This window comes from Thermodesulforhabdaceae bacterium (assembly GCA_037482015.1).
Lineage (GTDB): Bacteria > Desulfobacterota > Syntrophobacteria > Syntrophobacterales > Thermodesulforhabdaceae > JAOACS01.
The window spans coordinates 188,668-207,380 of the sequence record JBBFKT010000002.1; the positions used below are offsets into that span (position 1 = coordinate 188,668).

At 42.9% G+C, this 18,713-nt stretch carries 17 protein-coding genes and 1 tRNA gene; 10 read left to right on the forward strand and 8 right to left on the reverse strand.

Annotated features, from left to right (window positions below; translation table 11 throughout):
• Window positions 1-152: 152 nt before the first annotated feature.
• The gene (gltX, locus tag WHS38_05175) at window positions 153-1,550 is read right to left on the reverse strand and encodes a glutamate--tRNA ligase (protein MEJ5300364.1); all 1,398 of its coding nucleotides are present in this window, start codon (window positions 1,548-1,550) and stop codon (window positions 153-155) included.
• Between the two features lie 107 nt (window positions 1,551-1,657).
• Between gltX and elbB the strand changes: the two genes are divergently transcribed.
• Genes elbB through WHS38_05190 form a run of 3 tightly spaced genes read left to right on the forward strand, consistent with a single transcriptional unit; the run spans window position 1,658 to window position 3,816 of the window.
• Window positions 1,658-2,320 carry an isoprenoid biosynthesis glyoxalase ElbB gene (elbB, locus tag WHS38_05180; protein ID MEJ5300365.1) on the forward strand — a complete coding sequence of 221 codons (663 nt, stop codon included), beginning with the start codon at window positions 1,658-1,660 and terminating at the stop codon, window positions 2,318-2,320.
• 3 nt (window positions 2,321-2,323) lie between these two features.
• Entirely contained in the window at window positions 2,324-3,097 is a 774-nt protein-coding gene (locus tag WHS38_05185; protein ID MEJ5300366.1) for a GGDEF domain-containing protein, read from the forward strand.
• 5 nt (window positions 3,098-3,102) lie between these two features.
• Window positions 3,103-3,816, forward strand: coding sequence for a protein phosphatase CheZ (locus WHS38_05190; GenBank protein MEJ5300367.1), 714 nt, complete (start codon window positions 3,103-3,105; stop codon window positions 3,814-3,816).
• Here WHS38_05190 and WHS38_05195 read toward each other — a convergent pair.
• Window positions 3,782-5,239 (reverse strand): YihY/virulence factor BrkB family protein, encoded by a 1,458-nt coding sequence (locus tag WHS38_05195; GenBank protein MEJ5300368.1) that lies wholly within the window; start codon window positions 5,237-5,239, stop codon window positions 3,782-3,784. The genes WHS38_05190 and WHS38_05195 overlap by 35 nt on opposite strands.
• A 218-nt stretch (window positions 5,240-5,457) precedes the next feature.
• Between WHS38_05195 and WHS38_05200 the strand changes: the two genes are divergently transcribed.
• Window positions 5,458-5,799: a DUF4870 domain-containing protein gene (locus tag WHS38_05200; GenBank protein MEJ5300369.1), complete on the forward strand. Its 342-nt coding sequence runs from the start codon at window positions 5,458-5,460 to the stop codon at window positions 5,797-5,799.
• 7 nt (window positions 5,800-5,806) lie between these two features.
• Here WHS38_05200 and WHS38_05205 read toward each other — a convergent pair whose 3' ends face one another.
• From WHS38_05205 to pgeF, 5 genes are read right to left on the reverse strand one after another with little or no spacing between them, the layout of a single operon-like run.
• A complete protein-coding gene (locus WHS38_05205) occupies window positions 5,807-6,502 on the reverse strand; it encodes an HAD family hydrolase (protein ID MEJ5300370.1) in 696 nt (231 codons plus the stop codon).
• A 3-nt stretch (window positions 6,503-6,505) separates the two neighbouring features.
• Window positions 6,506-7,834 (reverse strand): HDOD domain-containing protein, encoded by a 1,329-nt coding sequence (locus WHS38_05210; GenBank protein MEJ5300371.1) that lies wholly within the window; start codon window positions 7,832-7,834, stop codon window positions 6,506-6,508.
• Window positions 7,835-7,854: 20 nt separating this feature from the next.
• Complete coding sequence (locus tag WHS38_05215) at window positions 7,855-8,787, reverse strand: dihydroorotate dehydrogenase (GenBank protein MEJ5300372.1); 933 nt, start codon at window positions 8,785-8,787, stop codon at window positions 7,855-7,857.
• Window positions 8,784-9,605, reverse strand: a complete 822-nt coding sequence (locus WHS38_05220) for a dihydroorotate dehydrogenase electron transfer subunit (protein ID MEJ5300373.1) — start codon at window positions 9,603-9,605, stop codon at window positions 8,784-8,786. Before WHS38_05220 ends, WHS38_05215 begins: the two co-directional genes overlap by 4 nt.
• Window positions 9,606-9,613: 8 nt before the next feature.
• Window positions 9,614-10,411 carry a peptidoglycan editing factor PgeF gene (gene pgeF / locus WHS38_05225; GenBank protein ID MEJ5300374.1) on the reverse strand — a complete coding sequence of 266 codons (798 nt, stop codon included), beginning with the start codon at window positions 10,409-10,411 and terminating at the stop codon, window positions 9,614-9,616.
• An 888-nt stretch (window positions 10,412-11,299) separates the two neighbouring features.
• On the opposite strand from pgeF, the gene prmA reads away from it, so the two are divergent.
• Window positions 11,300-12,175 carry a 50S ribosomal protein L11 methyltransferase gene (gene prmA / locus WHS38_05230; GenBank protein MEJ5300375.1) on the forward strand — a complete coding sequence of 292 codons (876 nt, stop codon included), beginning with the start codon at window positions 11,300-11,302 and terminating at the stop codon, window positions 12,173-12,175.
• Here the strand turns inward: prmA and WHS38_05235 are convergent.
• Window positions 12,176-12,252, reverse strand: a tRNA-Pro gene (locus WHS38_05235).
• A gap of 89 nt (window positions 12,253-12,341) precedes the next feature.
• On the opposite strand from WHS38_05235, the gene alr reads away from it, so the two are divergent.
• From alr to WHS38_05260, 5 genes are all read left to right on the forward strand, one after another.
• Complete coding sequence (gene alr, locus WHS38_05240; GenBank protein ID MEJ5300376.1) at window positions 12,342-13,451, forward strand: alanine racemase; 1,110 nt, start codon at window positions 12,342-12,344, stop codon at window positions 13,449-13,451.
• 104 nt (window positions 13,452-13,555) lie between these two features.
• Complete coding sequence (gene argS, locus WHS38_05245; protein MEJ5300377.1) at window positions 13,556-15,220, forward strand: arginine--tRNA ligase; 1,665 nt, start codon at window positions 13,556-13,558, stop codon at window positions 15,218-15,220.
• Window positions 15,221-15,272: 52 nt separating this feature from the next.
• Window positions 15,273-16,049 (forward strand): SPOR domain-containing protein, encoded by a 777-nt coding sequence (locus tag WHS38_05250; GenBank protein ID MEJ5300378.1) that lies wholly within the window; start codon window positions 15,273-15,275, stop codon window positions 16,047-16,049.
• A gap of 732 nt (window positions 16,050-16,781) precedes the next feature.
• On the forward strand, window positions 16,782-17,795 hold the full coding sequence (gene aroF / locus WHS38_05255) for a 3-deoxy-7-phosphoheptulonate synthase (GenBank protein ID MEJ5300379.1): 1,014 nt from the start codon (window positions 16,782-16,784) through the stop codon (window positions 17,793-17,795).
• Window positions 17,796-17,815: 20 nt separating this feature from the next.
• A complete protein-coding gene (locus WHS38_05260) occupies window positions 17,816-18,694 on the forward strand; it encodes a prephenate dehydrogenase/arogenate dehydrogenase family protein (GenBank protein ID MEJ5300380.1) in 879 nt (292 codons plus the stop codon).
• Window positions 18,695-18,713 lie beyond the last annotated feature (19 nt).

The window sequence follows — 18,713 nt, forward strand, 5'->3', positions numbered from 1 at the left end:
CCTATACATGATGCGCTATTTCAACCAACGGTCTTGTTCCAGCGTCATCAAAACGTAAGGGCTTAAGAAGATTCCAAATAAGGGATAATTTCCGAACAGCCTTAAAGAGGACATTGCCCTTACCCTCATCAGCATAGATTTATAAATTTCGGTTATTTCCGAGCTTCATCCAGAGCTTTTTTTAAGCGCCTAATCACTATATCTTTCCCAAGAATGTCCATAATTTCAAACAACCCGGGACTTGCAGTCCTTCCGGTAAGAGCAACACGCACAGCCTGAGCGATAACCTTAAGCTTTACGCCTCGTTCTTCTGCCAGGCGGCGAAATAGTTCTTCAAGAGCCTTTTCTTCAAAATTGCCCTTATTCAACGAAAAAGTCTCAATGATTTCTTCCAGAAAGCCGGCTGTTTCTGGAGTAAGAAAACTTCCAGCCGCTTTGGGATCGTATGAGATTTCGTCCAGCATGTAAAAATCCATTGCATCTGCCATTTCGGCAAGAGTGGCACAGCGAGGCTGTAGGGTTTGAATGGCTCTAGTGAGATAATCCTTGGGCTTTTCAGGATAGCCTTTTGCCTTAAGAAATGGGAGGAGCGGGTCAACAAGTTCTTCGGGACTTTTCTGTCTAATATAGTGCCCGTTAAGCCATCTTAGTTTCTCCATATCGAAAATACTGGCAGAAGAACCCACATTTTCCAAAGAAAACTTTTCTATGAGTTCTTCTCTCGTAAAAATTTCCTGATCCCCGTAAGACCATCCCAGTCTAACTAAATAGTTGAAAAGCGCCTCCGGAAGAAACCCCATTTCTCGGTAGGCAATAACAGATGTGGCTCCATGGCGCTTGGAGAGCCTTTTGCGATCCGGTCCCAGTATCAGAGGCACATGAGCAAATTCCGGGATTTTTTCACCCAGAGCCTGATATAGCAGCACCTGCTTGGGTGTGTTGTTTACATGATCATCGCCCCGAATTACATGGGTAATGCCCATCGTAATATCATCAACTATGACGGAGAAATTGTAAGTCGGTATGCCGTCGCTTCTTATCAGAACCAGATCGTCAAGTTCGGAATTGTCGAAAGAAAGAACCCCTTTGATGATGTCCCTTACCACTGTGGTGCCAGTTTGAGGACACCGAAAGCGAAGCACTCTTCCAGGTCCTGGTGTAAGCCCCTTATCTCTGCAGGTGCCGTCATATTTGGGCTTAAGTCCTTTAGCAAGGGCTTCCTGTCTTCTTTGTTCTACTTCTTCGGGGCTACACTCACAGTAGTAAGCCCAACCAGAACTGTAAAGCTTATCAGCATAGGCCTGGTAAAGTTCAAGGCGGTGAGTTTGAAAATAGGGGCCTTCGTTCCAATCAATTCCAAGCCATCGGAGCGACTCAAGAATGGATTCGGTGTATTCTGCCGTCGAACGCTGTGTATCTGTGTCCTCAATACGCAAAATAAACTTTCCCCCGTGATGCCTCGAAAAAAGCCAATTGAAGATAGCCGTCCTAGCTCCCCCGATGTGAAGATGTCCCGTAGGACTTGGAGCAAATCGAGTAACCACACCCATTTGCACAGTTAATTCCTCCTATAAAAATTTTTGCAAATCCAACAAAACCGAAGTAAATTATTATCACTTGACCTTTGAAAACTCAAGGAAAGAGGAGGAAAAGGGCTATGGCTAGAATTGGAGTTCTGCTTTCAGGCTGTGGTGTTTTTGATGGATCCGAAATCCACGAAGCTGTTATCACCTTATTGGAACTGGATAGAGCCGGAGCAGAAATTATATGCATGGCTCCTAATGTGGATCAGTATCATGTCATTAACCATCTGACCCAGGAAGAAATGCCAGAAAAACGGAATGTGCTTGTGGAATCGGCAAGGATTGCTCGCGGACAGATTAAGGATGTCCGAGATGTATCAGCCTCTGATCTGGATGGATTGATCATACCCGGAGGATTCGGAGCGGCTAAAAATCTTTGCGACTTTGCCTTCAAAGGGCCAAATGCCACCGTTCACCCTGACGTTGAAAGGCTCCTAAGAGAAATGGTGGAAGCCAAAAAGCCCATAGGAGCTGTCTGCATTGCGCCGGCTCTCATAGCAAAGGCGCTCAGTGCTAAGAAACCTGAAGTAACCATTGGAACTGATGAAAATACCGCCCGTGCGATAGAAGCCATGGGAGGTGTGCATTTTTTATGTCCGGTAGATGATATACATGTTGACGAAAAAAACAAAATTATTACAACTCCTGCATACATGCTTGGACCAAGTATTAAGCACGTAGCTGAAGGAATCAAAAAGCTGGTTCAAAAAATGGTTGATATGGCAAAAGGAGCCTAAAAAATGGACGATGTTGAGCTCGTTAGGCTGACGTCCAAAACAATTGCGGAATATGTGCCTTATCCTTTGGGAATTGGTTTCAGAGAGAACGTTTTGTTCCTGAATCAAAAGACTAAAAACATCCTTAGTGGTTACCAATTCTCCACACTTCCAAGAGGAACCAGTCAGGATACAAAATCTTTCTACCTTCGAGTAAATCCTGATAAGACGGTTTTTGTGCAGGTTGTTTCGCTGCCTAAAGAACATTTTTTTCTCATTTTTGAGGAATTTACTAAAGAAGAGTTGCGAGACGAACTAACAGGTCTTCTTAGTCGCCATCATCTTAACATTGTAGAACCTAAAATGCTTGAACAGGCTAGCAAATCAAAAAAAGTGGCAATCTTCTTCATGGATCTCGACGGGTTTAAAGAGGTCAACGATAACTTTGGGCATGAAGTTGGCGATGATGTTTTGAAAGGTGTGGCTCAGAGGCTACTCAGATCCTTAAGAAACACAGATTTGTGCTTTAGATGGGGAGGAGATGAGTTTCTTGTCATCTCCCCTGGTTTCGTAGAAAAGATTCATGCAGGACTCTTAGCCAGAAGAATTATTAAAATCCTTTCGGAACCCTTTTCGGCAGGTGGGCATAAACTAAGTGTGGGAGTAAGTATAGGGATTGCAGTCTGTCCTGAGGATGGGAAAGAGCTTTTTGACCTTGTAAGGAAAGCTGACTCAGCCATGTATGAGGCAAAGGAACAAGGTGGCAATATGTATATGTACTATTCTGATGAGGGGTAGAAGAAATGGTGGAATCTGATGAAAAGGTCGTTGAAAAGTTAGCGGATTGCATTGTCAGAAGAATAGAGCCATCAATAAAAACAATTGTTCAAAGAACGGTTCAAGAAGAGGTTGTTGCGGCGTTAAAAAGAGCTCTTGCGGATAGTGACTTCTACAAGGGGCTTAGTGATGATGTGGTTACAGGAATAGGTAAAATTTATAAAGAAATATTTTCAATGAAGCAGGAGTTGCAGATTGATAAAAACCTATTGCAAGGCACATTTGAAACAATTGGTGAATCTCAGTCTATTCTCGATAGCGTCTTGTCAATTACTGAAACATCGACTTTGAATATTATGGATATTATTGAACTGATTCAGGATAAAATTGAAGAAATACAAAATACTATAGGAGAATTAAAGGATTCGGGCAGAGTGAAGGTCATTTTAGGACAAATTAATCGAAAACTTCTGGAAATTCTGACTTTGTTAGGCTTTCAGGATGTTACAGGTCAAAAGATTAGAAAGCTTATAGCGTCTCTCAAGAATATCGAAGAAATTACTTTAGAATTATACTTGGCTTCCGAAATATTGAAAAGAGCCAAAACTGAAGGTTTTGAAAGAAGCTATGAAGAGTTACGAGAAGAGGTCAAAAAACAAATAGAACTTATGAAATCAAAAAAGCTAGAAATAGTGGATCAGAACACTATAGATGAATTGCTGGAGTCTTTAAATCTTTGAACCTTTCCATGTCCCTTTTATCGTCTTCAGAACTACTTTCTAGATTGGCAAATTCTTTCCAGAGGGTTTCCAGGTTCCTTCTTGCGTATATGTCACCAATGTTCTGAATAACTCCACGAATCAGCTGATCCGATGGATTAGAAATGGAAGGAGTTGTTCCTTTTTCTAAACCTTCCTTACATTTGAGAACTCTGCGTGCCTCCTTTGGAAATTCGCTTTCATAAATGACTCGCATTACATCGTCTATATAAATCAGCGATGGATGCCGAGCCAGGATATATCTTCCTGGGTTGCGTCCGTCTTCCACTACAAAACCATGCACTATTAAAAGCTCCAACATAGCCTTAATCTGCTCGGTGGAAAGCATATCCAGTTCATTGGCTACTTCTTCTTCCAAAGACGAGGAAGAGTGCATCCCAACCATATTTTCGTAAAGCTTGAAAAGTATAAATAAGCCAAGAAAGAAAGGTGAATACATCTGTCCTTCACGGTAGTCGCCTTCCTGAAGGCGCATAAGGATTTTTTTATAATGTAGCACATAACACAGTTGGCAACCCCACAAGATTATAATCCAGGTTATGAATAACCAGACGAAAAAGAGAGGCACTGTTGCGATTTGTTTGTAAAAGTTGATTACTCCTACAGCATGAGATACGTAAAAGTAAAAAGCTCGCTTGGTAAGTTCCCATAGCAGGGCGGCAAAGATTCCAGCTGTAACGGCGTGAACAGCTCGGACTCTGACAGAAGGTAAGAAAAAATACATTAACCCAAAGCAGGTTGATTCTACAGCTATTGGCATAATTGTCCGGTAGATCAACCGAGCCCACCAATGTTGAGCAAGGAAAGCCTCAACGGCTCCACCCGGCGGAGCAACTAGATTGCCAATCGATATGGACGCAAGGATTATAAAAGGGCTTGAAGTCAAAAGCACCCAAAAAGCAGTGACTTTCTGAAAATAGGGGCGTGATGCCCTGGTTTTCCATATGTGGTTGAAAACTCTCTCAGCCGTAACGAGGATGTTGAGTGCACCCATGAAAAGCCCTATCACGGCTACAAGATTGATTAGTCCCGCAGGTCCAGCTTTGAAAGCCGTGGGAGATATATAACGTTGCAACCAGTCTATAAGTTCGTCCTGAAATTCTGGAGCGATGGCCGGGAGAATCTTTTGATGAACGTAGCGCATGATATGCTCTCCTCCGCCTAGAAGTCCTACAAAACTAACAAAGAGAACGGCGAAAGGGACTAAAGAGATAATAGTTGCAAAGGTGAGACTGGCCGCACGATCAAAACAGGAATCTTTGCCAAATTTCCAGAGAGTAAGATATAACAAGCGCCCAGTTTGCTGAAGCCACAGAAAGTGTAAAGATCTCTTATCCTTGATATCTGAAAAAAGCGCTTTTCTTAATTTTTCACCCCAAGTCATAAAACTCCTTCCACCAAATTTAGATTCTAGCTTGCTTATTCTTAACTCTCCTGCCAATATTGAAGACGAAGTCATTCAGGGGTCAATTAAAAATTGAAACCTTGAATCTCTTATCGGCGGGGCAGGTTTATTTTATGTCGTGATTTTTCTAATATCGTCCAATCTCTAGGGATAACGGAAAAACCATAAAAACACTTCTTACGAGAAAGGGAAACATTATGAAGACAAAACTGGGATTAGAGGAAAACCTGGAAGCGATGTTGTGTTATGTTCTTGGATGGATTACTGGCATACTGTTTCTTTTGCTTGAAAAGGAAAGTGAATTTGTCAGATTTCATGCCGCTCAGTCCACAGTAACATTTCTGGGGTTTACTGTTGTATCGGTAATAATAGGGCAACTTGCTGCCATCCCTCTTATAGGCTTGATGTTTATGATCGTAAACGCCCTGATAGCTATATTCGCCTGCATTGTATGGCTTGTGTGCATGGTTAAAGCCTTCCAGGGTGAACGATTTAAGCTTCCAATTGTTGGAAACATAGTGGATAAACAACTAGGGTAGGGGAGCCTTAACCAACATCCGGCATCTGGCTTGTATGCTCTATATTATATAAAGCTTTTGTAGAATCTATCCATTCGATAAATTCGTAGAAGCTTCCAATGTGTAACGCCGCTTCGAGACGGGGATTTTTGTATGCTACAAAGAAAACTCCACACCCCTTAGCACATTCGGCATCCACAGTGGAGTCACCAACATACACAATCTGATGAGGTTCAACTCCAAAAGATTTAATGACATGTTCTAACATATCGGTGTGAGGCTTTGGGCGAGGGACGTCAAGAGCGCAAACTACAAGATCGAAAAACCTGTGAAGATCAAAGTGCCGCAGAACCTCGTGAGTAGATGTCGTACGGTTTGTTGCTACTGCAAGATGGTATCGGGATGATTTCAGTAAAGCAAGGCATTCCTTTAGCCCAGGTTCTAATCTCAGGTAGGTATTGAAAAGTCCAAAATCGATGGTTTTTGCTAAAGCAAGAGCTTCTTCAAGCCGATTTTTGCCAACCAGGAATTCGAGCGATTCTCGAACGGAAAGCATGTGGACGACTTCTACCTGTTCGGGCTTTACGGTGTCAAGCCCCATCCTTGACAGTATAGCATTGTAGAAAAGCACATTTGCTTCCCTCGAATCAAAAAGCACACCGTCGCAGTCGAAAGCTATTACAGAGAAATCCGGTAATTGGGACTTAAAGTAGAGCTTGTCCATGAATCACACCATACGTTGATATGTGGTTATAGACTCCACAAGACTATAAAATGCTTCTACCGGCATCAATTTTCTTAAAGAAGAGCAATCAAATTTGGAAATCCGTGAGCTAGAGAGAGTATTCTGTGTAGCAAATCGAGTAGCAATAACATTAGCAATGAGAACAACTTTGGTCATGGGACTCATTTTTGAAAAACTCTCAACATCATCGTGTTTTTCTATAATTTCAGTTATATCGGCCGGTAAATGCCAGTATTCGGCAAGAAGTTTGCCCGCCTCTCCGTGATCCATTCCAAAATATTGGCGCTCCAATTCCTTCAGATCTGCACCTTCCACAAGGGCTTTTCGATAAAAAAGGGGAGCAACATGATGAATATACTGGTCCAGCACTACTTTACCAATATCATGAAGAAGCCCTGCCGTATATGCTTCTCCCTCAGAAAGGTGCAAAATACCAGCAATAGTTTCAGCAAGATGGGCAGTAACTAATGAATGGCGGAATAAACCTCCACGACACATGGAATAACCGCCCACTCTGGTAGCAAAGACCTCATGACAACAAGCTGAAAGAATCATTTGCAGTAATCGACGCTCACCCAGTAAAACAACAGCTCGCTCTATAGAAGTAATAGGGGTAGGACATCCTAAATACGGCGAATTGCACAATCCCAAGATTTTGGCGCTAATTACCTGGTCCTTTTCTACTTTGTCAGCAACAAGAGCCATGTCATAGTTACCTGATCTCAACATAGCAAGAATTTCAAGCGCAATTTGAGGAATAGGTTGAATTCGAGGAATCACCTCAATGATGTCATAACGGTTAACCTTAAAACTAGAAGGAGGTGTCACCTTGGTAGCCTTTTCCCCAATAGGTTCTACTTTAGTATTCATGGTCTGCAAATTGAGAGTAATCTTACACGAGAAAAAACCTCCAGTTTCGCCATACACAATGGGAATATCCTTATCTCTGAGAAATTCTTCAACAATCATTAAAGTTCTTCCACCCACATTCATGTAGAAATCTTCGGTTATGGCGGGAGCAATAAGAGCACCGCCAGCAACCACTGCTTCAAGCCTGCTTTTGTCGGCACCTTTTCGTATAAGCTCATTGAAAAAAATTGGGAGTCCGCTTTTAGCATAGGCTTCCCGCTGGTATGTCGTATCTGGGAGGGGCGGTTCAGGAAGTAATATATGGTAAAGTCCTCCAACGCCGTTTTTTCTATCCACAATGGTTAACCCGACGCAACTCCCAAGATAAGCTTCCAGAAGTTTCGGCTGTGACTTTTCTACGACGTAAGCCCCTGATGGAACAATTTCAAATGTTTCGCTCATAATAACAAACCCTTTCTTCGTCATTGGAGATTTTCTAATCTTCCTATAAAATCTTCAATGCGAGCGATTCTTTGAGATTTCATAAAGCTCTTTATCCCGTCAAGCACTTCAATAACTGTCCTGGGATTTACGAAATTCATCGTCCCAATCTGAACTGCTTTGGCTCCAACCAGGAGAAACTCCAGAGCATCCTCTGCTGTTGTAATGCCTCCAATGCCAATAACCGGCACTTTGACCGCTTTCACCACCTCATAGACACACCGAAGTGCAATAGGTTTTATGGCTGGTCCGGAAAGTCCACCCGTAATATTTCCAAGGCGTGGTTTTCTAGAATAAATGTTTACTGCCATGGCGGGAATAGTATTAATGCAAGATATAATATCAGTCCCTGCTTCTTCTACGGCTTTAGCTATTTCGGCTATGGATGTTACTTGAGGGGAGAGTTTAGTAATAAGGGGTAGGTTAGTAGCAGATCGCACTGTTTGCACTACAGATGCCGCCATAATTGGGTCAGATCCAAATGTCACACCACCTGCTTTAACGTTGGGGCAGCTGATGTTAATCTCCAGAGCTAAAATTCCATCCACGCTGTTGAACCTTCTAGCAATTTCGGCATACTCATCTATCGTTTCACCAAAGATATTTACAATTGTTGGTATGTTTCGCTTACGCAAAAAAGGAAGTTTATCTGAAAGAAAAGCATCCAGCCCCACATTTTCCAGACCAATAGCGTTTATAAGACCCCCAGGAGTTTCTACAAGTCTTGGAGGAGGATTTCCTGGGCGAGGTTTTAGCGAAATACCTTTGACTACAACGGCTCCAATTTCTTCCAGAGGAACAACATCTGAGTATTCTCTACCATATCCGAAAGTCCCTGAAGCTACCATAACCGGATTTTTAAGGCTTATGGGACCAAGATTTACCGAAATATCAGGAATCACATCACCGTTCATAGATACTGCTCCCACTTAATAACATCAGGAGAAAAAACCGGACCTTCAAAACATACATGAACATATGAAGGACTATTAGAAAGTTCATTCTTTTTAGGTATTGCACATCCAAGACATGCTCCGACTCCGCAGCCCATAAGGGATTCAAGGGAAAATTGAGAAGGGATGTTGTGTTGAAGCGCCCATTTAGCCACATGAGCAAGCATAACAGGTGGACCGCAAGCGTAAAGATATGAAGGAAGAACCTTTGATGCTTCACAATCATTAACAGCACAACCTAGAACAGATCCACAAAAACCAAAGCTTCCATCATCGGTTGAATATTTAACTTCGCTGCATAATCTGGACAGCTCAGAAATACTCAGAAAATCAGATGACGATTTTGCACCGTAGTAAAGCACAAGGTGAACATCGGGTCGCTTCAACCTGATTTCTTCTATAAGAGACATTACCGAAGCAATGCCTATCCCTCCAGCCAACACCCAAACGGTTTTGACTTCGGCGGGTGGCAAACGAAAGCCATTACCCAGAGGACCAAGAAGATCAAGTTCCTCGCCTTCCTTTTTTCTGGACAAAGCCATGGTTCCTTTGCCGACCAATCTGTAAGCTATTTCCACAATGCCTTCATCTTTTCTAATCCGAAAGAAAGAAAAGGGACGACGAAGAAGAGGTATCAAACCGTCGCTAATTCTTACCATTACAAATTGACCTGGACGAGCTTCCTTGGAAATATCTGGAGCCTTTAGAACAAGGTGATAGATAGATGCCGTCAGAGAGCGATTTTCAATTATTATAGCTTTTTCAAGATGTTTCTTCATGACAATTTTTACTCCTTCCAACCTGCGACCACAGCCATACGACCACTTTTCTTTTCTCGGCGGTAAGAGAAGAAATATTCAGGGTGACAGCGAGTACACCAGCCACTCACATAAATATTTTCAGGCCTAAGTCCCGCATTAACTAATTGAGTTACAGAAATATCCCAGAGATTAAAGTAATTTTCCTTTGTCTGGAAACGCCAAAATGCCTGCGGAAAGATGTCCCTGTAGCTAACAAACTCGGCGCAGCAGGGGCCAAGTGAGGGGCTTATGGCGGCTATGATATCCTTAGGCTGCGAAGCAAATCGATGCTTCATAACATTTACCACCATGCTGACAATATTTTGGACATTTCCTCTCCATCCACAGTGAACATTAGCTACAACATGACGCGAAGGATCTACCAAAATTATTGCTTGACAGTCGCCCGTTTTAACCATCAGTCCAATATCAGGAAGATTGGTTACCATTGCATCAGCCTCACCAAGATGAATAAGTATTGATTCCGACTTATGCAAGGGAAGATTTTCGTCAATAACGACGATCTTACTTCCGTGAACCTGGCTACAGCTTGCGAGACGTGAAAAATTCAATTCCGCACGAACCAGCTCAGTGTTTCTGAGTACATTTTCTTCAGAATCACCGGTAGAAAAAGCAACATTAAGGAAGTTGTATGGTGGAGGGCTTACACCACCGGACCTTCCGAAGATGCCGTATTTTAAGCCGGGAATTTCATCCAAAGCGGTAAACCTAAAAAGCGTAAAACCATTTACTGAAACAGGAATAGCTATTTTTGAACTTTCCAACCTTCAAAGCTACCTCCGTAAAATTTGATTATATTTGCAAATCGTTTCTACTTTTTTGTCTATTTTAGGTCAAGGCTGAATAAATTTTAACAAATCATGCTTGCAGGCAAAACCGCTAATTTCTTTTTAGGGATCCTGTGTGGTCGTAGAAATACGATTGTTGGTGAGGGTGTTCTAAAAAATCACGACGATAACGCGAGCCGTATCGTAGGGGCATGGCATGTCATGCCCCTACATATGATGCGCTATTTCAACCAACGATCTTATTCTAGCGTGATCAAAACGTAAGAACTTAAAAAGATTCCAAATAAAGGACAATTTCATGAAACAGGGGATGGTCTTCTAAAAAGATGTCGGTAGGGGTGGAAGATTTTTAGCCTCTATTTTGGTCGCCGAGGATGGCGACTCTCCCAGTATTTTACCGCCGTCCGGTTTCTGGGGGCGACCGGTCGAGATCGCCCCTACAACACCCCTATTTTCGCTATAGGTGTGTCCTAAAGAACTCCGTAATAAATTTTAGGGGCGACGCATGTGTCGCCCCCTACAGTTATGCGGTGAATCGTATATTGAGGTCGTTTTTTAGCTACCTGAGTCCGGGAAGGTTTTCCAAGCTGAATTTCGTCCCTGACTTTTTATATTTCGCCACCCCGTAAGGGAAATTTTAGAACACCCTCATTGTTGGTTGACACGGCATCATTTTGATCTATAGAGGTAGGCTTTATGTTTATCTTCCGATAATGTATATTATGTAAACTAAAAGTTAGTTCTACCATTTAAGGCCGAAATTACGATAGTTCAATATTTAAATAACCCCCTTCCGAAATCATTACATTTGAGTTATTCTTTCCAGGCATATGTTACAAAAAAATTCCTGAGGGGCTAATATTTATGACTAAACAAACTGTTTACAAGCTTCAGGTTCGAATAGACTCCAATGTCGATGAATCGCTCATGGACGAGTTTACATCAATGATCGCTATGAACCTTCAACGACCTGTGCTACAACTTTCATCCAACATTCTTGAATTATCCGCATCAACCGAAGAACAACAATTTATCATCTCATCCATATCCAATCTTGCCAATTCTTTTCTTTCACAGCCTATAAAGGTAACCATAGAATCCTATGATGATTCGGACTGGGAATCAGAATGGAAAAAACACATAAAACCCATTGAAGTTGGCAAGAAATTTCTTATATGCCCATCCTGGGAATTTCCGCCCCATAATGACCAGAACCGTCTTGTGATAACTATAGATCCAGGTATGGCATTTGGCACTGGACACCACGAAACAACAAGATTATGTCTCGAATGGATTGATCGTTTCGCTCTTGCTAACCGAGAAATCCTTTCCAGAATATCCCTTCTAGACGTGGGAACAGGTTCGGGCATCCTTGCCATAGCATCCGCTCTAGTTGGTTTCGGTTCCATCACCGCCATAGACAACGACCCCGAAGCTATAAGCGTCGCTCGGGAAAATGCTCTTAAAAACAACGTTTATGAAAAAATCAACTTTTTCGTAGGTGAGCCTTCGGAAATTAATGGAGCCTTTGATGTTGTTATTGCTAACATACAGTCGAATGTGCTTATAGAGATGGCTCCTCTTTTGACCAGAAAAACCGTCATGAGGCTTGTGCTTTCTGGTATTCTTAAAGAACAAGAGAAGAGCGTCAGGGTTGCTTTTGAAACAAAACAATCATTTTCAGGAGTGTCACTATCGCAATTAGGTGAGTGGGTGCTTCTCGATTTTGCATATGTATGATGGTCGGGACGACTGGATTTGAACCAGCGACTTCTGCGTCCCGAACGCAGCGCTCTACCAAGCTGAGCCACGTCCCGATCCGGTCAAGATAAATAACACATGAGTTGGGCTTCTGTCTAGAGATTTGATGGGTTAACTTTTATTTATGCTAGAAGGAATATAGCCGTTGCATAACTGGGTTGAAATCGATCTTAGCGCTCTTAAAAGAAACTACCAGCGTATAAGAAATCTAGTCAAGCCGGGCGTCTCGGTTGCTCCGGTCGTAAAAGCCGAAGCTTACGGTCATGGAATGATTAAGGTTGCCAAAGCTCTTTTCCAACTGAAACCAGAATGGCTCGCTGTAAGCAAGTTTTCGGAAGCCGTTATTCTCAGAGATGTGGGCATTACAACTCCTATTCTTGTTCTTTCCGGTTTACTTCCAGACGAATACGAAGAAGCTCTAGCTAGAAACATAACCCCCGTGGTTTATACGATGGAACAACTTTATCTGTGTGAAACCGCCGGTAAAAAGCGACTTATGCCCTTCCCTGTCCATATAAAAATAGATACCGGAATGGGGCGCCTGGGTTTCAGAGAGGAATCACTTTCTGAACTCATTTCAAAACTTAAAGATTCTCTATGGATTAGCCCTATCGGAGTGATGTCTCACTTTGCCGATGCAGACGACGAATCGTCATCTTTTCCGCTTACTCAGCTTGCACGATTTCGGAATTTTTTAAACCACATGCAAAGTTCATTAAATAGACTTCCGCCTTACATCCATATTGCCAACAGCGCCGGCACTGTCAGATATCCTGAATCCCATTACACAATGGTTCGACCTGGGTTGGTGCTTTATGGCCCAACGAGCTTTGCAGAGGATTTTGAACCTGTAATGAGTCTGAAAGCTCGTATTCTCCAGGTAAAGAAAGTTCCTTCTGGAACTCCAATTGGATACGGAAGAAGCTTTGTTGCCCCTGAGCCCATGGTTATTGCCACGGTTTCTATTGGCTACGGCGATGGCTATCCTAGAGCTCTTTCCAACAAGGCTAAAGTTTTGATCCAGGGAAAACGATGTCCCGTTGTGGGAAGAGTGTCAATGAACCTTATAACTGTCGATGTATCCCATCTTTCTACCTTTCCTAGGGAAGGTGAAGAAGTTGTCCTGCTAGGGTATCAAGGCAAGGAAATAATTAGCGCCGACGAACTTGCTTCAAAAGTTGGAACAATCAGTTACGAAATCTATTGTAGAATTGGTTCAAATCCAGTAAAGCGCTACATTGAGACACAAGAATGAGAAATTTTTGCTCCTGTGTGTTCACGAAGACCGATCTGATTTTAACTCTAGGGCGCACGATCTTGTGCTCCCTACCATCTCACAGATAGTGGAGGCGCAACAAGATGGCACTGGTAAGAAAGGAACTTTCCTTCATCGTTCGCAAAGCCTTACAAGATACATTTGGAATTAACGAAGATTTTGAGCCAGAACTTGAAATTCCTTCTATAGCTCAGCATGGAGATTATGCAACCAATGCGGCAATGGTGCTTGCTAGAAGTCTAAAGAAGAACCCCAAAGAGATTGCTGAAAAACTGAAAGAGCCCATAACTTCACTTGGATCAAATATTCTAGATAGACTGGAAATTGCAGGTCCAGGGTTTATAAACTTCTTTGTCAGAAAGGAAGCTTTTAAACAAGTAATTCCGATGATCTTTGAGCAAAGGGAGAATTTTGGCAGAACAGATATTGGTAAGGGACAGTTTGTGCAAGTAGAATTTGTTAGCGCAAATCCCACGGGACCTTTACATGTAGGTCACGGTCGCGGTGCCGCTGTGGGAGACGCTCTTTCTAGAATACTCGATGCATGTGGTTATAGAGTCCATCGCGAATACTACATAAACGATGTCGGCAAGCAGATGAACATTCTCGGGCGAAGTCTCTACCTGCGATATCTGGAGCTTTCAGGTAAGTCCATAGAATTTCCTGAGGATCATTACCGAGGCGACTACATGAAAGAACTTGCTCAGGATTTTCTTCGAGAAGTAGGAACCAGATACATCGATCTTCCGGAAGAGGAAGTGGTTCCAATTTGTTCAAAGTATGCGGCGCAAAAGATTCTTGACGGCATAAGAAAAGATCTTGAGGATTTTCGAGTAACCTACGACGAGTGGTTTAGCGAAGAAAGGCTTCACCACGAAGGAATGGTAGAAAAAGCAATTGATCAGCTTAGAAGCCGTGGCTTCATATACGAACAGGATTGTGCGATATGGTTTAAGAGTTCTCTTTTCGGGGATGAAAAGGACAGAGTTATAATTAGAAGCAACGGAGCAAAAACTTACTTCGCCGCTGACATTGCCTATCACTGGAACAAAATGGAGCGAGGATTTGATAGGATAATTGATATTTGGGGAGCTGATCATCACGGCTATGTGCCAAGAATCAAAGCAGTCGTTCAAGCTCTGGGGTTTGATTCGGAAAAGTTAAATGTTATCCTTGTACAATTGGTAAATCTCCTTAGGGGCGGGCAACCGGTAGCGATGTCAACTCGAGCTGGTGAATTCGTTACCCTTAGAGAAGTAATGGATGAGGTTGGTGTTGATGCCGCTCGATACATTTTCCTAACACGTCGCTCTGACAGTCCTCTAGACTTTGATCTTGAACTGGCAAAGGCACAAAGTAGCGAAAATCCTGTCTATTATGTTCAGTATGCCCATGCCAGGATAAGTAGCTTACTAGGTGTGGCAAGTGAACGAGGTGTTGCAATAGATATGGAAAAGGCTTTCAAACATCTCGACCGTCTGGAAGAACCTCAGGAAATTCAACTGGCAAAAATTCTTGGAGAATTTCCTTTCGTCTTAAGGAAGAGCGCCGAATGCTTTGAGCCCCACCGTATCCCTTACTACCTTCACGAATTGGCATCCACCTTCCATGCCTATTACAATCACCACAGGATCCTTACCGATGATGAAGAGCTAACTCAGGCTAGGTTAGCGCTCGCTGTATCCATACATATCGTGCTCAAAAATGGTTTGAACCTTATAGGAGTTTCAGCACCGGATAAAATGTAAAATGGATTTGCGAGGACACCGCTGGAACACGACAAACAATTACTATAGGAGGATGGCTCGAGAAGAGCCATCCTCCTATAGAAACATTAGGGGTTCGGAGAAAAAGCGAACTCTTTCCTTCGAACTCACACTTTTACAGTCCTGCCTTTTAGCCGTGATCTTCTTTTTCAGCTTTGTATGGGTATTTTATGTAGGTGTTACAGTAGGAAAACACTTTCCTGAAGACAAAGGGAAACTCTCTTTGCTCCAGAAAATCGCTCTTGCTATGGGTTACAACCCTGGCAAGAAGGTATCTGCTGAAACAAAGAAAGAACAAGAGGCTTCCCCTTCTCCCGGTGAAATGCAACTAGAATTAGCTTATCATAAGGAACTTTCTAAACCAGTTGCGGAATCAACCAGTCGGATAACACCCATTGTTCACTCATCCACAACACTGCAAACCACAAAGACGCCTCGTAAAACTACTTCCCTTCAACCACCGAAGGAGTCTTCTTCGTCTTATGTAGCAGTAACACCCAGCCCTGTTTTAGATGACAAGGAACGTTCTAAATTAGACGTTGTAGATACACCTCCAACAACCACCATCGAAAGCACTGGCGAAAAATACACAGTCCTCGTGGCTTCTTTCAAAAGCGCTGAAAACGCAGGAAAGCTGGAACAAACCCTAAAAGCCAAGGGATACATGGTATCTCGACATGAGACGGTGGTTAAAAATGAAACCTGGTATAGAGTAACAGTTGGAAACTTTGATAGTCGAGAATCTGCTGTGCGGTTTATGGCTATGTTTAATGAAAAGGAAGGACTCAAAGGGGTAGTGATAAGGAAGTGAGTTTGCCATTCTTCGGAGGAAAAGCAGAAACAGATGTTCTGATGAGGTTATAAAGGCTTAGCCCCTTCTTAAATCCGTATCAAAAGATTTTTGGGAGTGTTCAAAAATTTTTTCCATGCAGGGTTGCCTTGGCAATGGGGTCAATCAGGATAGGGGCGGTCAGTTCGTTCCACGCTTCCTTCCCACACTCGGTCATCCTAGTGCAGTTGCGCTTCCCTTCGCTCGCTGTGATCGACTCACAGGAGGACTCTCACCTCTCTGGGTGCGCCCGTGCCGGGCGCACCCAGAGAACGGACGGCGAGGACGCCGTCCCTCCCAAGTCGGCGGTAGGGTATTGGGAGGGTCGCCGTCCTCGGCGACCGATGCATTGCAAATTTTACGGTTCCCCGTGACCATCAGTAAAAGGAGGTTTCCGAACACAATAAAAGATTTCTTGACAAATCGGTCTTTATTTGGCAGTAGAAAATCGATAGATTAGATAATGTCCTTAAACATTAACTGACGGTGTTGTTAAGGAAAAGAATTTATATGGGTCGGAATACCTGGCAGTCTCTCTACTTTTATTATTATTGCTCCTACCATAGGGGAGGATGGGCTCCAGGTATGCGTTAGCTGATCCATATACCGCTGGAAGATAAAAAAGCCGTGGGCATACCGAAAAGCCCACGGCTTTTTTGTTTTTTTAACTTATTTTCGCTCAATTAAACACTAATAAAAAAGGAGGTAACATCAATGATTATCGTTATGAAACCAGATCACTCTCAGGAAGATCTTCAAAGAGTTACAAGGCGGTTAGAAGACCTTGGACTGAAAGTTCACATCTCAAAGGGTGAACACAGAACTATCGTTGGGGCCATAGGTGATGAACAGATCATTCAAGAAGTTCCATTAGAATCTATGCCCGGCGTCGAAAAGGTGATGCCTATTCTAAAACCTTATAAACTCGTGAGCCGGGAATTTAAGCCCCAAGATACAATCATCAAGGTCAATGGATATGCTATAGGGGGCAAGAAGATTCAAATTATTGCCGGTCCCTGTGCTGTCGAAAGTAGAGAAATGCTTGAAGAAGTTGCGAGAGCTTTACGAGCCACTGGAGTAAATTTCCTTAGGGGTGGAGCCTTTAAGCCTCGCACATCACCATATTCCTTTCAAGGGTTGGGGAAACAGGCATTGGAATATCTAGCCAGAGTCAGAGAAGAAACCGGCATGATGATAGTGACCGAGCTCATGGATCCTCGAGACACAGTTCTCGTTTGTAAATACGCCGATATTGTCCAGATAGGCACCAGAAATATGCAGAATTTTAAGCTCCTTACCGAAGTGGGTAACATAGAAAAACCGGTTCTTCTTAAACGTGGTATGAGCGCTACAATTAAAGAATTACTCATGGCGGCAGAATACATTGTAAGTCAGGGTAATGAAAAGGTTATATTGTGTGAAAGAGGCATCCGAACTTTTGAAACAGAAACTCGTAACACTCTTGACCTTAGTGCTGTCCCCTTGCTTAAAAAACTCACTCACCTGCCTGTGATTGTTGATCCAAGTCATGGAGTCGGTCGAGCTGATCTTGTACCGGCTATGGCAAAAGCAGCAGTAGCAGCTGGAGCAGATGGGCTTATCATCGAAGTTCATCCCAGACCAGAAGAAGCCCTAAGCGATGGTTCTCAGTCTCTAAGACCAGAAGAATTAGCAATGCTCATGGATGAACTCCGACGCATTGCTCATGTTCTGGATCGGGAAATTTAGATAATGCTGGAGGACGGTCCATGAAAAGTTCTGATAACAATACCTGGTTTCCCCCCAATGCCAAACTAGGTATTATCGGCGGAAAAGGTGAAATGGGCAGATTGTTTAAGCGTTTTTTTGAAAATCGAGGTTATCAAGTTGAAATTGCCGATCTGGATACGCCAAAAACAACTAGGGAAGTTATTGAAGACTCTAAGGTGGTGGTTTTCTCCGTCCCTCTTCACCGCACTGTAGAAATTATCGAAGAACACGCTCAATATCTTACAGATGATCATCTAGTCATGGATCTTTCGAGCCTCAAAGTTGAACCTATCCGGGCGATGTTGAAGAGTAAAGCCTCCGTTGTGGGACTACATCCTATGTTTGGAGGAAGTGTGTCTTCTTTTGCAGGGCAGACTATCATAGCCTGCCCTGTGCGCATTGATTCATCCATCTGGGAAAGACTTAAACTAGAATTCGAAGCTGAAGGGATGGTGGTTAAAGAATGTCCGCCAGAAAGGCATGACGAACTCATGTCAATCATCCAGGTGCTCTTTCATCTTAGCACCATGATTCAGGGGCGAGTTATTAGAGAACTAGGGATTGATATTGAAGAAACCCTTGAATATACAAGCCCGGTTTACAGAATGGAGATAAGCATCTTGGGACGTATGTTCGCTCAAAGTGGATGGCTATACGGAGCCATTTCTCAGATGAATCCCCATACCCCTCGAATTGTCGCATTAATCCAGGAAATTTTAAAAGAATACTCACTATGGTTACAGGATAAAGATCTTCAAGCTCTGGTTGAAGATTTTAATAAAACTAGAAATCACCTTGGTTCTTTCTGTGCCAGAGCCTATGAGGAAAGTTCACAACTTATTGAAGTTAGCTCAAAGTTGTTCACCTTGCGGAACTAAAAAACATAAGGTGACCCGC

What these genes read in the sequence shown, in the direction of transcription:
- elbB (MEJ5300365.1), top strand. Translation starts at nt 1,658, where the DNA reads ATGGCTAGAATTGGAGTTCTGCTTTCAGGCTGTGGTGTTTTTGATGGA.
- WHS38_05200 (MEJ5300369.1), top strand. Translation starts at nt 5,458, where the DNA reads ATGAAGACAAAACTGGGATTAGAGGAAAACCTGGAAGCGATGTTGTGT.
- WHS38_05190 (MEJ5300367.1), top strand. Translation starts at nt 3,103, where the DNA reads ATGGTGGAATCTGATGAAAAGGTCGTTGAAAAGTTAGCGGATTGCATT.
- WHS38_05250 (MEJ5300378.1), top strand. Translation starts at nt 15,273, where the DNA reads ATGGCTCGAGAAGAGCCATCCTCCTATAGAAACATTAGGGGTTCGGAG.
- WHS38_05185 (MEJ5300366.1), top strand. Translation starts at nt 2,324, where the DNA reads ATGGACGATGTTGAGCTCGTTAGGCTGACGTCCAAAACAATTGCGGAA.
- WHS38_05220 (MEJ5300373.1), bottom strand. Translation starts at nt 9,605, where the DNA reads ATGAAGAAACATCTTGAAAAAGCTATAATAATTGAAAATCGCTCTCTG.
- argS (MEJ5300377.1), top strand. Translation starts at nt 13,556, where the DNA reads ATGGCACTGGTAAGAAAGGAACTTTCCTTCATCGTTCGCAAAGCCTTA.
- WHS38_05205 (MEJ5300370.1), bottom strand. Translation starts at nt 6,502, where the DNA reads ATGGACAAGCTCTACTTTAAGTCCCAATTACCGGATTTCTCTGTAATA.
- WHS38_05195 (MEJ5300368.1), bottom strand. Translation starts at nt 5,239, where the DNA reads ATGACTTGGGGTGAAAAATTAAGAAAAGCGCTTTTTTCAGATATCAAG.
- prmA (MEJ5300375.1), top strand. Translation starts at nt 11,300, where the DNA reads ATGACTAAACAAACTGTTTACAAGCTTCAGGTTCGAATAGACTCCAAT.
- WHS38_05215 (MEJ5300372.1), bottom strand. Translation starts at nt 8,787, where the DNA reads ATGAACGGTGATGTGATTCCTGATATTTCGGTAAATCTTGGTCCCATA.
- WHS38_05260 (MEJ5300380.1), top strand. Translation starts at nt 17,816, where the DNA reads ATGAAAAGTTCTGATAACAATACCTGGTTTCCCCCCAATGCCAAACTA.
- aroF (MEJ5300379.1), top strand. Translation starts at nt 16,782, where the DNA reads ATGATTATCGTTATGAAACCAGATCACTCTCAGGAAGATCTTCAAAGA.
- gltX (MEJ5300364.1), bottom strand. Translation starts at nt 1,550, where the DNA reads ATGGGTGTGGTTACTCGATTTGCTCCAAGTCCTACGGGACATCTTCAC.
- WHS38_05210 (MEJ5300371.1), bottom strand. Translation starts at nt 7,834, where the DNA reads ATGAGCGAAACATTTGAAATTGTTCCATCAGGGGCTTACGTCGTAGAA.